The sequence below is a fragment of the Novosphingobium sp. HR1a genome (genome assembly GCF_015594425.1).
GTDB classification, from domain to species: domain Bacteria; phylum Pseudomonadota; class Alphaproteobacteria; order Sphingomonadales; family Sphingomonadaceae; genus Novosphingobium; species Novosphingobium resinovorum_A.
This window is the reverse complement of the sequence record NZ_JABXWS010000092.1, coordinates 55804-71314: the sequence shown is the minus strand read 5'-3', so window position 1 is coordinate 71314 and position 15511 is coordinate 55804. Positions and strand designations below refer to the sequence as shown.

Annotated in this window: 10 protein-coding genes; 2 read left to right on the top strand and 8 right to left on the bottom strand. The window is 66.3% G+C overall.

Annotation, left to right across the window (positions count from 1 at the left end; translation table 11 throughout):
• Positions 1-3 precede the first annotated feature (3 nt).
• The 5 genes from HWN72_RS24675 to HWN72_RS24655 all read right to left on the bottom strand — a co-directional run bounded on the left by HWN72_RS24675 (position 4) and on the right by HWN72_RS24655 (position 8191).
• Entirely contained in the window at positions 4-1371 is a 1368-nt protein-coding gene (locus HWN72_RS24675; RefSeq protein WP_008829295.1) for an LLM class flavin-dependent oxidoreductase, read from the bottom strand.
• A gap of 19 nt (positions 1372-1390) precedes the next feature.
• Positions 1391-2713 (bottom strand): MFS transporter, encoded by a 1323-nt coding sequence (locus HWN72_RS24670; protein WP_211151614.1) that lies wholly within the window; start codon positions 2711-2713, stop codon positions 1391-1393.
• The gene (locus HWN72_RS24665; RefSeq protein WP_211151613.1) at positions 2703-3875 is read right to left on the bottom strand and encodes a M24 family metallopeptidase; all 1173 of its coding nucleotides are present in this window, start codon (positions 3873-3875) and stop codon (positions 2703-2705) included. The genes HWN72_RS24670 and HWN72_RS24665 overlap by 11 nt, the downstream gene beginning before the upstream one ends.
• A 23-nt stretch (positions 3876-3898) precedes the next feature.
• Complete coding sequence (locus tag HWN72_RS24660) at positions 3899-5632, bottom strand: amidohydrolase family protein (RefSeq protein WP_248006304.1); 1734 nt, start codon at positions 5630-5632, stop codon at positions 3899-3901.
• Between the two features lie 78 nt (positions 5633-5710).
• On the bottom strand, positions 5711-8191 hold the full coding sequence (locus HWN72_RS24655; protein ID WP_008829299.1) for a TonB-dependent receptor: 2481 nt from the start codon (positions 8189-8191) through the stop codon (positions 5711-5713).
• 342 nt (positions 8192-8533) lie between these two features.
• On the opposite strand from HWN72_RS24655, the gene HWN72_RS24650 reads away from it, so the two are divergent.
• Together HWN72_RS24650 and HWN72_RS24645 are read left to right on the top strand one after the other, a co-directional pair.
• The gene (locus HWN72_RS24650; RefSeq protein WP_211151611.1) at positions 8534-9886 is read left to right on the top strand and encodes an LLM class flavin-dependent oxidoreductase; all 1353 of its coding nucleotides are present in this window, start codon (positions 8534-8536) and stop codon (positions 9884-9886) included.
• 102 nt (positions 9887-9988) lie between these two features.
• Positions 9989-11194 (top strand): Xaa-Pro peptidase family protein, encoded by a 1206-nt coding sequence (locus HWN72_RS24645; protein ID WP_211151610.1) that lies wholly within the window; start codon positions 9989-9991, stop codon positions 11192-11194.
• Positions 11195-11374: 180 nt separating this feature from the next.
• Here HWN72_RS24645 and HWN72_RS24640 read toward each other — a convergent pair whose 3' ends face one another.
• Genes HWN72_RS24640 through HWN72_RS24630 form a run of 3 tightly spaced genes read right to left on the bottom strand, consistent with a single transcriptional unit; the run spans position 11375 to position 15404 of the window.
• Positions 11375-12304, bottom strand: coding sequence for a diguanylate cyclase (locus HWN72_RS24640; protein WP_008829302.1), 930 nt, complete (start codon positions 12302-12304; stop codon positions 11375-11377).
• Positions 12301-15099, bottom strand: a complete 2799-nt coding sequence (locus tag HWN72_RS24635; protein ID WP_211151609.1) for a response regulator — start codon at positions 15097-15099, stop codon at positions 12301-12303. The genes HWN72_RS24640 and HWN72_RS24635 overlap by 4 nt, the downstream gene beginning before the upstream one ends.
• Complete coding sequence (locus HWN72_RS24630; protein WP_211151608.1) at positions 15096-15404, bottom strand: hypothetical protein; 309 nt, start codon at positions 15402-15404, stop codon at positions 15096-15098. Before HWN72_RS24630 ends, HWN72_RS24635 begins: the two co-directional genes overlap by 4 nt.
• Positions 15405-15511 lie beyond the last annotated feature (107 nt).

Here is a 15511-nt window from a genome sequence, read left to right as displayed (position 1 = left end):
CGGTCAGGCCCACATGCGGGGTTCGCACCCCAGCGCGGGATTGGCGACGAAGGCATTTTCCGGGCGCGGCAGGCCGAGGTTCTCGCGCAGGGTATCGCCTTCGTACTCGGCGCGGAACAGGCCGCGCTTCTGAAGGATGGGGATGACCTGGTCGACGAAATCCTCCAGCACGCCGGGCTGGTAGTTGGGCGAGAGCGAGAACCCGTCCGCAGCGCCCGCGCGGAACCAGTTCTCGCACAAGTCCGCCACCTGCTCGGGCGTGCCGGTATAGGAGAAGCTGGCGCGCGAGACGACGACGCGCCGGGCGAGCAGCCCGATCGGCAGGTCCTCTTCGCGGGCCATGCGGATGATCGACTGCTGTACCCACTTGCCGCCGTTGGTCTCGGGCAGGTCGGGCAGGCGATCATTGACCGAGAGGTGTGAGAGATCGACGCCGAGTTGCAGGCTGAGAGTGCGAAGGGCCAGAGCCTCGGGCACGAGGTCAAGCAGTTCCTCGTCGGCACGGCGGGCCTCGGCCTCGCTGGCGCGGACCATCAACTGGACCGAGGGGATGATCTTCACGTGATCCGGGTTGCGGCCGAAGGCGGCGGCGCGGGCGCGCATGTCGTCGCGGAACTCCTTCGCGACTTCCACTGAACTGGCGGCGGTGAAGATCATGTCCGCGGTGCGCGCGGCCAGCGCGCGGCCGGGGCCGGAGCCGCCCGCCTGCACGATGATCGGGTGCCCTTGCGGTGGGCGGGCGACATTGAGCGGACCGGCGACGGTGAAGTGCTCGCCCTTGTGACCCAGTTCGTGGACCTTGGCGGGGTCGAAGTAGCGTGCCGCGTCGCGGTCGCGCAGGATCGCGCCGTCCTCCCAGCTGTCCCAGAGGTTCCTGGCTACGTCCACGAACTCTTCGGCGCGGGCGTAGCGGGCGTCGTGGTCCATGTTCAGGTCGCGCCCGAAGTTGCGCGCCTCGCCGTCGCTGGCGGAGGTGACGACGTTCCAGCCCGCGCGGCCCTTCGAGATATGGTCGAGTGAGGCAAAGCGGCGGGCGATCGCGTAAGGCTCGTTGTAGGTGGTCGAGGCCGTGGCGATCAGGCCGATGTGCTTCGTGACGACGGCCAGCGCGGCGAGCAGCGTGGTCGGCTCCAGCTTGCCCGCGTAATCGGTGGCGGCGAAGGCGTCCTTGCCGGAAATGCTCGGAAAGCCCTGGGAATCGCCTGAGAAGTAGCAGTGCATCTTCCCGCGCTCAGCCGTCTGGGCGAGGTGGGCGAAATGGGCGAAGTCGTGCTGGTCCACGGCAGGCGCGCCGGGCCAGCGCCATCCGCCCGGGTGCGCGCCGCTGTTGTGGATGAAGGTGGCCAAAATCATCTGGTTGGGGTCGGGCATGGTACGGGCTCCGGAGAGATCACAAGTGGCTGGCGCCGATGACGCGCGCCAGTTCGCCATCCGCCGGGGCGGAGCGATAGGCGCGCGCGGCGGCCGCGAAACAGGCCGCCGCCAGCACGAGGCAGGGCAGGACGACGAGGACGAACGAGGCGGCGATGCGCGATGGATCGCCGAGCACCTTCTCCGAGACGAAGGCGATGGCGAACGGCCCTCCGGCGCCTGCGGGCAAGGCCGCGACGACGCTGAGGAAGGCATAGGAGAAGCCGCGCATGTCGTTGGGCACGATCTCCTGCACGGTCGCGTTCATCGCGACGTTGAGCATCGGCGTGGTCAGGCTGATCGTGGCGAGCGCCGCAATGGCAAGGCCAAGGCCTGGCGCATAGCCCGCGAACGCGGTGGGCAGGGCGACCAGCGGCAGCACCGCCATCAGCCCGATGCGCCCGGCCTTGCGGGTGTCGGCCGCGAAGCCGCCGAGCAGGTAGCCGGAGACCCCAGCGATAAGCATGCCGAGGCCGAGCAGGTTGGCGATCTGGGGTAGCGTCAGCCCATAAGTGCGCATCAGCAGCGGCGCGGTCCATGAGGTCACACCGACGAAGGCGAGGTAATAGAGGCAGAAACCCGCAAACAGCGGCACGACCAGCTTCCGCTGGCGGCCGAGATAGGCCAGCTTCTCACCCACCCGCGCGGGCGCTTTTGCCTCAGCGGTAAGGCCGCGCCGGACGGGCTCGCGAATGGTCAGGAAGGCGAGGCCCACGGCCGGGCCGACGATGCCGCAGAGCAGGAACGCGCTGCGCCACGGGACGACGAGGCCATAGCCCGGCAGCGCGATATGCACCTGCGCTGCAAGGATCGCGCCCGGGATCACCGAGGACAGCGCGGTGCCGATCGTCGCGCCGATGAGGTAGGCGCTGAGGGCCCGGCCGCGCCGGTCGGGCGGGAACATGTCGGCGATCAGCGACATGGCGGCAGGTGCGACCGCCGCTTCGCCAAGGCCGACGAGGGCCCGAAACACGAAGAACGTCTCGAAATTCGGCGCGAGGCCGCCGAGCGCGGTGGACAAACTCCAGACGATGATCGCGCCGCCCAGCACGCGCTTGCGTACATGTCGGTCCACCAGAGAGCCCAGCCACAGCCCGCACACTCCGCTCAGCAGCGAATAGGCGAGGCCCATGAGCAGACCCATGCGGATGTCGTCGATGCCGAGGTCGGCCTTGATCGGCTCGGCCAGCACGCCGACGATGGCCTTGTCAATGCTATAGAAATTGGCCGCGAGGAAAAGCAGCAGCATCGGCCAGAGCGTCTGGCGGAGCGGAGGGAAGGGCGCCGGGGTGTCAGTCGACACGAACGGTGCGCCCGTCGATGCAGGCCATCAGGCGGCCGTCGGCATCGTTGAGGATCTCGACCGTGTCGCCGTCGAGGTAGATGATGTCCTCGAAGTGGAACTTGCCGATCTCCGGGCCGATCCAGGGCAGGTCGCAGCTCAGGACCATGCGGTCTACCAGTTCGAAACTGTGCATGCCTCCGCCCGGATGCGGGTTATCGGTGTGCTCCAGCCCGACCGAGTGGAGGCCGCAGGCGCGGAACTCGGGGTTGCCGTGGGCCTGGATCGAGGCGACGACGGCCTTCTCCACGTCGCTGGAGAGGCGACCGGCGCGGAACTCCGGCAGCGCCGCCTGCCAGCCAAGCCGCGTAGCATTGTAGCGCTTGAGCTGTTCGGGCGAGGGCTCGCCGATGACTGCGGTGCGGCCGATGTCGCTGGTGTAGTGCGAGAACTCGGCGGTGGCGTCGAAAGTCACCATGTCGCCCTGCTGCAGTTCGGCATTCTTGGGCAAGCGGCCGAAGCCAGGGCGGTAGGGGGTGATGAGCAGGAATACCGGGCGGCCGCCCGCCAGCGCGGCGGCGGACCAGAACACCCGCTCCGCCTCGGCGCAGGTGGCCCCGGCGGCAAGCGCCTCGGCCGAGAGCTGGAGCGACAGTTCGGTCTTGCGGGCGGCGGCGCGCATGTTGGCCATCTCAGCGAGCGTCTTGACCATGCGCATGTCGCGCAGGAGATCGCGCGCCGGGACGACGTCGATGGTGCCGCCGAGCAGTTCGTTGACGTCGAGGCCGAGGCCGCGATCCTCGAACGCCACGCGCGAGCAGTCGAGGCCGAGTTCGCGCAAGTATTGCGCCACGGCTTCCTGATGGTTCTGCGGCAGCCCCTCGGCGGTCAGCGCGGCCTGCACGCCGCCCGCGCCGATGCCGGGCTTGCGGGCGTAGCCGCGCACCGCCATCCACGTGCCCTGCCCCTGCTGGGGCTGGCCCATATCGACCTCGACGGTCAGCACGGCGGCATCGAGCGCATGGTCGCGCGGCAGGATCGCCAGCGCGAGATCGCCGAAGCCCCAACTGGCGTCGGTGGCCCAACTGGAGAGGTAGTAGGTATTGATCGGGGTCGAGGCGACGACGACCGCGATGTCCTCGCGGTCCATCAGGGTGTCGGCGCGGTCTCGATTGATGAGCATCAGGTCAGTTCCGTCTGGAGGTATCAGGCGACAGGCGCGGAGCGGCGGCCACGCACGAGGCGGCCGGGCAGGGCACCCGTGGGGGTATCGTCGCGGGCGGTGACGACGCCGGAGAGGATCGTCGCGGCGTAGCCGCTTGCCCCTTGCGTCAGGCGGCGGCCACCGGCGGGAAGGTCGAAGCTGGCGCGCGGCGGGGCGAGGCGCAGGCGGTCGTAGTCGATGACGTTGAGGTCCGCCTTGTAGCCCGGCGCGATGATCCCGCGATCGCCGAAACCGCCGACATGGGCGGTGTGGCCGGTCATCAGGTGCACTGCTTCGGGGATCGACAGACGCTCGCCCACGCGGTCGCGGGTCCAGTAGGTGAGCAGGAACGTCTGCATGCTGCCATCACAAATCGCGCCGACATGCGCACCGCCGTCGCCGAGGCCGAGCACGGTGTCCTCGCGCCGCAGCATGTGGTGGACGACGTCGAGGTTGTAGTGCGTGTAGTTGCGTGCCGGGAAGTAGAGGATGGCCTGGCCATCCTCCTCCAGCAGCGCGTCGTAGGCGACTTCGTGGACACTGCAGCCGCGCTGGGCGGCGATGATGTCGAAGCGAGCGCTTTCGGGCGGGGCATAGTCGGGGTTCTCGCCCATGGCATAACACTGGGAGACTTCGCGCATGAACGCGGGATACGTCTTTGGGTCGAGCGGCAGGCCCATTTCCGAGAGGATCGCGGCCTTCACCTCAGGCTTGCGCATTTCCCGCGCGCGGGCGACGAGGGGCAGGTGCTCGATAGCTTCGTAAGTCGGGCAGCCGCGGAAGGGGCTCAGCGACAACTGGTGGCCGAACAAAACGCCGACCGGGCGGCCCACGACCTGTCCATAGATGTCGATCCCCTGCGCCCGGCTCGCGGCGCAGGCGTCGGCGATCTCGCGCCAGCGATCGGGCGCTTCGTTATACTGCAGGAGCGGGAAGGTCACCGTCTGTCCCGAAGCCTCTGCCACGCGCGAGAGCATGCGGAATTCGGACGAGAAGCCGTTGCCGGTGTCGAATTCGGAAGCCGACATGAACAAGTGGCGGCCAAATGGCTTCATGGCCATGGCGATGGTGAGGAGTTCGTCCTCGCTCGCGGTGGTGACCGGAAGCTGGTCGCCGCTCGCGGTGCGGTGGCCGATGACGCGGGTGGTGGAGAACCCGAAGGCGCCTGCCTCCAACCCTTCGCGCACGATGGCGCCCATGGCCTGCATGTCGGTGCCGGTGGCGGGTTCGCGCTCGATGGCGCGCTGGCCCATGACGTGGACGCGCACCGGAATGTGCGGGACGGCGACGGCGAAGTCGGCATCCATGTGCCGCTGCTCGATCGCATCCATGTATTCGGGAAAGCTCTCCCAGTTCCACGGCAGGCCCTCGGCCATGACGATGCCGGGAATGTCCTCGACGCCTTCCATGACGTCGATCATCTGTTCGCGCATGTCGGGGCGGCAGGGCGCGAAGCCGACGCCGCAGTTGCCCATCAGCACGCTCGTCACGCCGTGATTGGTCGAGGGCGAGAACTGCGTGTCCCAGGCGACCTGGGCGTCGTAGTGGGTGTGGATGTCGACGAAGCCGGGCGTAACCAGCTTGCCGCGCGCGTCGATCTCCTCGCGCCCGGAGCCGGAGACCGCCCCCGTCGCGACGATCTTGCCGCCGCGCACCGCGACGTCGCCTTCGAAAAGATCGGCTCCGGTGCCGTCGGCGACAGTACCGCCGCGAATGACCAGATCGTATTCGCTCATCGTCGTATCCATCTGCTCGAGTTGAAATACCGTGTGCGGCGGGGTGCGAGGGTGCTCCCCGCCGCGCATCGGCACTCGTCAGAACTTCACGGTCGATCGCACACCGAACGTGCGCAGGTCGCGCAGCGCCACCGCAACGCCCGAGAACGGCGAGAGGTAGGAGTTGGTGCGCTCCAGCAGGGTGAAGTCGATGGCGGCCGGATAAGCCTTGTTGTTGAACAGGTTGGTCACGAAACCTTCGAACGTGAAGCGATCGTTCCCGAAGCCTGCGCGCAAGTTCACCTGCGTCATGTCCGGCGTCTTCGTCAGGTTGGAGGCATTGGTGTAGACCCCCGACTTGTACGTGAAGTCGGCGCGGGCAAAGGCCTCCACGTCACCGCGCAGCGGCATCGTGTAGTTGGCCGAGACCGAGCCCGACCAGCGCGACGCCAGCGGATTGTGGTTGCCGCTGAAGTCGGTGATGCCGGTAAGGGCGGTCACCGTGGGCGCGCTCAGCTTGCGGATGTCGCTTTCGTTGTACGAACCGTTGGCCGAGAGGGTCAGGTGGTCGGTCGCCGCGAAGGAGAAGTCGCCTTCGAGGCCGTACATCTCGACCTTGCCGGTGTTGAGCTGGGCCTGGATGTTGTAAACCACGCTCGTCGCCGGATCGACCAGGGTGATGACGTTGGCGTTCAGCTGGTCCTTCCAGATGCCGTAGTAGGCGGCAACGGCGTAGCGCACGCGGTTGTCGAACGCCTTGCCCTTGGCGCCGATCTCGAAATTGTCGAGCTTTTCCGGTTTCACCGCGATGCGCAGGCCCGCGTCCGCCGCCAGAACCTGTGCCGCCGGGCTCAGGTTGGAGAGGAACACGGTGTTGAATGCCGCCGGGTTCACGCCCTTCGAGTACGAGGCATAGACCATCATGTCCGGTGTCACGTCGTAGTTGACGATCACGCGAGGGGTGAAGTTCTTGTAGGTCTGCTTGGCGAGAACCGAGCCTTCCTCGTAGAAGCCCGGCGTCGCGAAGGCGGCCGAGGCGATGGTCTGGCCGCCCGGGCGGGCATAGGCATACATCGTGTCGATCTGGTAGCGGCCGTCGAAGTTGACGCTCAGTTCCGGCGTGATCTTGTAGCCCAGGCCGAAGAAGGCGCCGAAGGTGCGGTTGCGGGTCTTGCCCGAAACGACGCTGAACTGGCTGGTGCCGAGCGCGCCGTTGTTGCCGCCGCCGCCGCCCTGGAACGTCGCGTTCAGATAGCTGCCACCGAGCGTGGCGGTGAACGGTCCGCCATCATCATAACTTGCACGAAGTTCCTGCGAGAAGTCCTTGGATTTGGCTTCGACGAGGTAGGGATAGTCGAAGTAGCTCGGTGCTCCGGGCGCCGTGCCGACCGCGTTGGTCGAATTCGGCGCAGTGGTGTTGTAATAGAGGTCGAGGTCCGACAACTGGCTGCGGCGCTCGTTGTTGTAGCCGGTGAGCGAGGACAGAGTGATGCCGCTGCCGACCTCCCAGTCGACGTTGAAGTGCAGGTGATAGAAGCGGCTGCGCAGGCCATAGCCCTGGACGCCGTCCTCGGGGTTGATCAGGCGGCCCTTCGGGTTGGCGAGGAAGTCCTCGATGAAGGGCGTGTTGACCGTGTTCATCGAAGGCGCGCCGGCGGGCAGGCCGGGCAGGGTGCCACAGAAGTAGCGGTTGGCGCCAAAGGCGCAGTTCGAGGAATCCGGCACGATCACCGCGCCGTTCGAAGGGTTGGTGACGGCGTGCGCCGCCAGCAGGCCGGTCGCGTTCGGACCGTCGTTGTTCTTCGAGATCATCGCGAAGGCCTTCGCCTTCAGGTTCGAGGAAGGGGTGAACTCCATCGCCAGCGTCGCGGCGCGGGTGCGCTGGTCGCCGAGCGTCTGGCCGGGCACGCCCTGGTTTTTCCACGAACCGCCCTTGGCCATTTCCTGCACGGTCGCGCGGAAGCCGACGAGGCCCTCGATCAACGGCGCGCCGATGGAGGCCTGGATGTCATGGTTGTTGCGCGTGCCGACCATGCCCGAGAAGCTGCCTTCGAGGCGGTCGGGCGTGGACTTGGTCACGACGTTGACGGCACCGGCGAAAGTCTGGCGGCCGAAGTAGGCGCTCTGCGGGCCTTTCAGCACTTCGATACGCTCGGGATCGGAGATCGTCTGGATCGCGGTGGCGGTCGAGACCGGCACGCCGTCGATGAACATCGAGGCGGTCTGGACCGAAGCGCTGGAGGGCGTGAAGCCGCGGATGATGACCTGCTGGAACGAGCGGTCGTTGCGACCCGACGAACTCGACACGATCTTCATGCTGGGCGTGAAGGAGGCAAGGTCGGTGACCGACTGCACGCCGCGCTTCTGCATGTCCTCGCCCGTCAGGGCGGTGACCGAGATCGGGGTCTTGAGAATGTCCTCGCCGCGCTTGCGGGCAGTCACGACGATGTCGCCGGGCGCACTCGCAGTCGTATCGGCGCCGGATGCCTGCGCATTGGCGTTGGTCGAAAGGCCCAACGCGACGATCATCGACGTGCAGGACAAAAGAACGGCGCGATGTAGCGCCGACGTGCTGGTCATGATTGCTTTCCCCATTTCGATCCCTGACCATTATTGGTCTGAGTTTTGAGATCGTTCTTCCTGCGTGAAACTTTTATCGTGTTTCTTTATTAAGCATTGCATCGAGCACTGGACGGCTTGCTGTCATCAAATCGCCGCTTGATGAGTGCAAAGTAACATCGGTTTTTTCCGCTTCGGAAATCAGAACCCCTTATCACCTCCAAGGAATCCTGATTAGCGTGGGCGGCCAAGTCGTGCTCGTTATCCGGACATGTCAGGGGGCGAGGCTGGCTTCGGCCGCCGTTCCCGACGAGGGTGATCCCCGACAGGCTCAATTCTTCGACGCGAGGCGCCAAAGACGTCATGAAACTGCTTGCGTTCCTGATGCAGACCGGTGGCCATATCGCCGGTTGGCGCCACTCCCGCGCCGCCGACAATGCCCTGTGCGACGCCGACTATTTTCGCGCACTTGGCCGCACTGCGGAGAAGGGGCTGTTCGACGGCGTCTTCCTGGCCGACTACCTCGGCTATCATCCGGTCCGGGGCGCCTCGGTCTTCGCCGGGCTGGAGACGCCCAAGCTGGACCCGCTCGTGGTGCTGGCGACGATCGCGGCGGAAACACGGCACCTCGGCCTGATCGGCACGGCGTCTACCACGTACAATCATCCCTACGATCTGGCCCGCCGCTTCGCCTCGCTTGATCACATGAGCCGTGGCCGCGCGGGCTGGAACATCGTGACCTCCACCATGGAGAACGAGGCGCACAATTACGGTTTCGACAGCCACCTCGCACATGGCGATCGCTACGCCCGGGCAGAGGAGTTCGTGGCCGTTGCGCGCAAATTGTGGGACAGCTGGCAGGAAGGCGCCGTCGTCGCCGACAAGGCAAGCGGGCGCTACACCGACCCTTCGCGTATCAGCGCCGTCGATCACGAAGGCGCGAACTTCAGGGTCGCCGGGCCACTGACCGTACCGCGTCCGCCGCAGGGTCACCCGGTGCTGGTGCAGGCGGGGGCCTCGGCCACCGGCCAGCGCTTCGCCGCAGCGACCGCCGAAGTCATCTTCACCTCGCACCCGACGATCGAGACGGCGAAGGCCTTCCGCTCCGCGATGCACGCGCAACTGGCCGGGTTCGGCCGCACGTCGGACGGTCTCAAGATCATGCCTGCGGTCACCCCGGTCATAGGACGTACCCTTGCCGAAGCCGAAGATCTCAAGCACGAACTGGACGACCTGATCCCGGCCGAGATCGCCATCTCCAAGCTCGAAGGGCTGCTCGGCAATATCGACCTGTCGCAGGCAGACCCCGACGGTCCGCTGCCGCCGCTGCCGGAAACGGCGCTGGCTGGCCAGAACTCGACGCGGGACCGCGTGCTCGAACTGGCGGAGCGCGAGGGCCTGCCGGTGCGCGAGCTGGCGCGCAGGGTCGCGGCCGGTCGGACCGGGCACACCATCGTCGGCACCGCCGAGGACGTGGCCGGGACGCTTATAGAGTGGGAGAAGCAGGGCGCCGCCGACGGCTTCGTCATCTCCGCACCGTTCCTGCCGGGCGGGCTGGAGGACTTCGTCGATCACGTCGTCCCGATCCTTCAGGATCGTGGCCATTTCCGCAGGGAATACGAAGGCGCGACCTTGCGCGAGAACCTGGGTCTCACCGTTCCCGTCAATGCCTTCGACCTCGATCCCGGCCTGAGGTCCCGTCCCGAAATCTGGTGAGCCGTAAAACCCCGTCCTGCGCGCGGCACGTCGGCTGACGACGCCGCGCCTTTATCCGTGCCTCAAGGAAACGACTGTCCCATGCCCGCGCTTGCGCCCCTGATGAACCGTGCCGTCGCCGAACGTGTGCTCACCGAGAGCGGCGTGTCGGCGCTGGTTCTGTCCGACCCGACGAACATCTACCACGCGACCGGCTTCTGGCCGCAGATGGTGCTGATGGGCCAGTCGGGCGCGGTCCTGGCGGTCGTCCCGGCGGCGGCCGATCAGCCGGTGATCCTGATCACCAGCCAGTTCATCCATTATCTCCACGACGTCGAAGACCCGGCCGAGGACGGCCCGCTCGACATCTTCCTCTATACCGCGCCCGAGGGACTGGAGGGCGACGCTGCAGCGCCGATTTTCCTCGACGAACCGCCGGGTGGACGCCCCGATCCTCTGGACATGATCAGCCGGACTGCAACACTGGGCGTGCTCTCGCGCAGGCCCGCCTATCCCGATGCCGCGTCGGCCCTGAAAGCGGCGGTGGCCGCTTATGGGACGAGCCTTGCCGTAGATACATTGAATGCGGCGGGGGCGCTGGGGCTGAGCGGCAAGTGCTTCCCCGCAGAGCCGCTGCTTCGCAGCATCCGCATGATCAAGTCGCCGGTCGAGATCGCGCTCATGCGCCATGCCGCCGCCAACAATGCCGAAGCCGCCCGCGCGGCGATCCTGTCGATGCGAGCGGGATCGACGTACGAGGAACTGCGGCTCGCCTTTTTCGCCGAGACCGGGCGGCGCGGCGGCGTGCCGCTCTTCGTTTCGACCGACAGCATGGCCATGCGGCGACGCGACGGCGTGATCAGGGACGGACGCAGCTTCCAGATCGATGCGGTCAGCCACTACGCCGGATACCACGGCGATTTCGGGCGGACGGTATTCGTCGGCACGCCCGACCCCATCGTCATGCGGATGGTGGAGGCTGCCGTCTGCGCCAACGAGGCCGTCGCCCGTGAACTGCGCCCCGGACTTCACTACTCCGATATCCGCCGGATCGGCCACGAAGCGGTGGCACGCGGCGGCTACGATGTGGCCGTCTCCTGCGCCACGCACAGCGTCGGCTTGTTCCATACCGACGAGGCGTTCAAGGATGGATCACTCAATTTCGAGAAGGACGACCACCGCATCGAGGCAAACATGGTCGTCAGCGTCGATTGCCCCGTGCTGCACCTCGACGCTACCGGGAACGTGCACCTCGAGGACTTGTGGCTGATCACCGAAGACGGCTGCGAACCGTTGAACGACCGCAGCGAGCCTTTCCTTATGATATAGCTATATATCTTTATTTTCAACATGATAAGATAATTACGTCAGGTTGCTTATAGTATTGCAGCGTATATCTCAAAATGTTAGCATAAATTTACCATATCTATATGAAAAATAATGTTTTCATGCGCAATTCAGCGTTGAAATCCCTTGTCTGTGAATATGTTGAGCGCGGGGGGTGGCTGTTCAGGCCTGCAGGTTGTCCACGACCGCACCGAACTCGGTCGAGGTTACGCGGTTCCGGCCTTGCTGCTTGCTTAGGTAGAGTTGGCGGTCCGCCTCCTTCATCCACATCTCGGGGGTCATGTCCGGCAGGCAGCGGGCACTGGCGACGCCAATGCTGACGGTAATGAACGGGCTGATCTGCGAACGTTCGTGCGGGATGTTGAGGGACTGCACATGCAGGCTGATTTCCTGCGCCACCAGCGCCGCGCCTTCGGGATCGGCACCGGGGAGAATGCAGGCGAACTCCTCGCCGCCGTAGCGAGCGGGAAGGTCGGACGCGCGCTTGACGGCACGGGTAAGCGCCGCGCCGACCATAACGATGCAGCGATCTCCGGCCGGGTGACCATACGTATCGTTGAACTGCTTGAAGAAATCGATGTCGATCATGATGACCGTCAGCCAGTCGCCGGTACGGCCGAGGCGCCCCACCTCGGACTTGAGCGCCTGCTCCATCTGGCGGCGGTTGCTGAGCCCGGTGAGGGCATCGGTCACCGCCATGCTGGCCAGCTGGTCACGCAGGCGCTTGAGTTCGATATGGTTGCCGACGCGGGCGCGCAGGATCGCGGGCTGGATCGGCTTTGTCACATAGTCGATCGCGCCCAGGGACAGGCCGCGCATCTCGTGATCGGTATCGCCAAGTCCCGTCGTGAAGATCACCGGAATATCAGCGAGTTGTGGGTCATCCTTAATCTGACGACACACTTCGAAGCCGTCGATCCCGGGCATCAGCACGTCGAGCAGGATGAGGTCGGGCGGCGTGGCCCGCGCCGTATCCAGCGCCTGCTGGCCGGAAGTGGAGAACAGGACTTCGTAGTCGTCCTCCAGCACCGCATTCATGATCTCGATATTCGAGACCTCGTCGTCGACGATGAGGATCGTGCCCCTGCTCATGCCGCTGCTCCTGCCTGGTCGACCGTCTCGGCGGCGGCTTCTTCCGCGTCGAGGAGGTCGATTGCCGTATCGTAGTCGAGTTTCTCAAGGGCGCGATTTACCGGGTGTGCCGCGCGCTCGTCGTCGTTGAGGCCGATCGCGGCGGCGTAGCGCCCGAAGCTGGCCCTCGCGCCGAGGCTGCGGCGACGCAGCAGGCCGCGCAATTCGTCGCGTGCCGTCGCCGCTGCGCTCATGTCGCGATCCCCCTCGGTCGCCGGGGCGGCTGCCGTGCGGTTCGCAGTGAGGCTGCGCGCGGCGGCGACGGCCGGAGCCAGCAGCGTCTCGAGGTCGACGATCGCGGACTGCGCCTGCAGCGCATCCCCATCGGCGAGCATCCGCTCGATCTCTGCCGCCGAGCGTTGGATGTCCGGCAGTTCCAGCGAACCTGCCACGCCCTTGAGGCTGTGCGCAAGGCGGCGCGCGTCGGCGAGCAGGCCGCCAGCGATATGGGTGCGCAGGTCCTGCCCGACGTTCGCATAAGTCTCGCCGAAGGTGATGATGAGCTTGCGCAGGAGCGAGGCCTTGCCGTTCACCCGCAGCAGGGCCGCGCGCAAGTCGAACGGCAGCAGGGTCTCTGGCAGGACCACGTCCTGTAGGGGAGCCTGCGCCGCCACGACGACCGGAGCGGGTGTCGCCACCGGCATTCCGGTGGCGACCGGCCTCAGCCAACGCTCGAGCGTGCGCATCAGCATGGCCGGATCGACGGGCTTGGAGATATGATCGTTCATCCCCGCGTTGAGGCAGCGCTGGCGCTCTTCCTCGTGCGCGTGGGCGGTCATGGCGATGATCGGCAGGCGGTCTGCGGACCATGTCTCGCGGATCAGGCGGGTTGCGGCAATGCCGTCCATTTCCGGCATCTGTACGTCCATGAGGACGGCCGCGTAGTTTCCGTTGGCGGCTTGCACGCGGTCGCAGCCGATGCGGCCGTTTTCCGCCTGGTCCACCACCAGACCGGCCTGCGTAAGCAGTTCGATGGCGATTTCGCGGTTGATCTCGTTGTCCTCGACCAGCAGCACGCGCGCGCCCTGGAACTGGGCCGCCACGCTCGGTGCATCTTCCGGAGTGGCATCGCCGGCCGGTCCGGCATCTCGCGAGGCCACCTCGATAATCGTCTCCAGCAGCGCGCGGGGTGCGATCGGCTTGGTCAGGACCGCGGCGACGTGGGCGGGGGTGCCGCCGGGCAGCAGGCTGTCGGCGCCGTAAGCGGTGACGATGAGGGTGCGGGGCAGCGGCGCGGCATGATCCATCGCCTGCATCGCCTCGACCGTCTGGAGGCCGTTCATGCCGGGCATCTTCCAGTCCAGCAGAACGAGGTCGTAGGCATGGCCGGCCTCGTCCGCGCCGCGGATGGCGCTGAGTGCTTCGTCACCCGACGCGACGAGATCGAGCGGGATTTCCCAGCCTGCGAAGATGTCCTGAAGGACCTGACGCGATGCCGAGTTGTCGTCGGCAGCGAGCACGCGCAGGGCGCGGATCTGCGGAGGCACGGCCGGCTCAAGCGCGGCGGTCTCATCCTCGCGCGCCATCTGCATGCGGGCAACGAAGGTGCTGCCTTGTCCGGGCGCGCTCTCGACGCGGATCGAACCACCCATCTGCTCCACGATCTGGCGGCATATCGCGAGGCCGAGGCCGGTGCCGCCGAAGCGCCGGGTGGTCGAGCTGTCCGCCTGCGAGAAGGACTGGAACAGCGCCGCCTGCTGCTCGGCGTTCATGCCGATGCCGGTATCGCGTACCTGCAGTTCGACGGTGAACTGGTCGTCGACTTCCGCGACGATGTCGAGGCCGATGGTGACGCTGCCGTTTTCGGAGAACTTGACAGCATTGCTGACGAGATTGAGCAGCACCTGGTTGAAGCGCAGTTCGTCGCCCATCAGGCGATGGGGCAGAGCGCGGGAAATCTCGGACGTCACACGGACCCGCTTGGCCTCGGCATCCCCTGCGACCAGCTGCAGCTGGTTGGCGACCGCGTTGCGCACGTCGAAGGGGTTGGCCTCCAGCGTCAGCTTGCCCGCTTCGTTCTTCGAGAAATCGAGGATGTCGTTGATCAGGCGCAGCAGCGACATGCCCGCCTGCCCGATCTTGGAGACGTAGTCCTTCTGCTTGGGGTCGAGGTCGGTTCGGCCGATCAGGTGGCAGAAGCCGAGGATCGCGTTCATCGGCGTGCGGATTTCATGGCTCATGTTGGCCAGGAACATGCTCTTGGCGCGGCTCGCCTCTTCCGCTTCGCGGGTGCGTTCGCGCAGGGCGAAGGATTCCACCAGCTGGTCGCTCAGCAGCACCAGCACGCTCGCCTGGAAGGTGACGATGACGGCATGGAGCAGCACGCGGCCGAGGTTGCCCCCGCCCGCGAAAACGACCGAGGGCAGCAGGTAGAGCAGCAACAGGTGATGCAGCGCCACGGCAGTCGCGGCGACCAGAACGGCGCGGCGATCGCACCAGCCGATGGTCAGCGTCAGCATGGCGAAGAAGTACATGTGCATGTCCATCTGCCACGGATGGCCGCGCAGCAGGACGAGCAGGATCGCCGGTTCCGCCATCAGCGCCACGGCGGAGAGGTAGCGCGTCGCAGGCGCGATGCCGTGCCGCAGCCACATCACGTGGTAGCTGCCCGCCACCAGGGCGCCCGCCAGCGCGGCGGCAACCGCATTGTGGCTCGTCAGCAGCGCCACCACGGCGAAGAGGGGCACGTGCGCCCAGAATAGCCAGAGGAGCAGGCGCCCGGACTTGCGGCGCAGTTGGTCGAGTTCGACGTTCAAGAGGTCTGCTCCTGCGAAGAAGGGGCGCCGCATCCCGCGACGGCCGGAACGGAAACAGCGAGCCACGCGCCCGCCTTGCGAAGCGACGCGGCGAAGTGGGCCTGGGAAGACCCGGCTATCACGACATTGGGCAGCGAACTGGTGGCTGCGAGGCGGCCGCCGGTCCGGGTGACGAGATTGACGCTATCGACCAAGGAGGAGGTCGGCGCCATGACCACGAGGTATTGGCCCGATTGCGTGCCCGAAAACAGCCAGCCAGCCGTCAGTCCGACGAGCCCCGCGGCGAGCAGTCCGGCAGCGGGCAAGAAGTCGCGCAGGCCACCTTGCGGGGAAGGGCCTTTCCGCGACGCGCAAGCACGCGACTCCGCCCGACGATGTATTGTCCAAGAAATCATGCCCACCGCCTACGAGA

Coding starts and splice junctions, on each gene's coding strand:
- HWN72_RS24675 (WP_008829295.1), bottom strand. CDS start 1,371: ATGCCCGACCCCAACCAGATGATTTTGGCCACCTTCATCCACAACAGC.
- HWN72_RS24655 (WP_008829299.1), bottom strand. CDS start 8,191: ATGACCAGCACGTCGGCGCTACATCGCGCCGTTCTTTTGTCCTGCACG.
- HWN72_RS24640 (WP_008829302.1), bottom strand. CDS start 12,304: ATGAGCAGGGGCACGATCCTCATCGTCGACGACGAGGTCTCGAATATC.
- HWN72_RS24660 (WP_248006304.1), bottom strand. CDS start 5,632: ATGAGCGAATACGATCTGGTCATTCGCGGCGGTACTGTCGCCGACGGC.
- HWN72_RS24645 (WP_211151610.1), top strand. CDS start 9,989: ATGAACCGTGCCGTCGCCGAACGTGTGCTCACCGAGAGCGGCGTGTCG.
- HWN72_RS24650 (WP_211151611.1), top strand. CDS start 8,534: ATGAAACTGCTTGCGTTCCTGATGCAGACCGGTGGCCATATCGCCGGT.
- HWN72_RS24665 (WP_211151613.1), bottom strand. CDS start 3,875: ATGCTCATCAATCGAGACCGCGCCGACACCCTGATGGACCGCGAGGAC.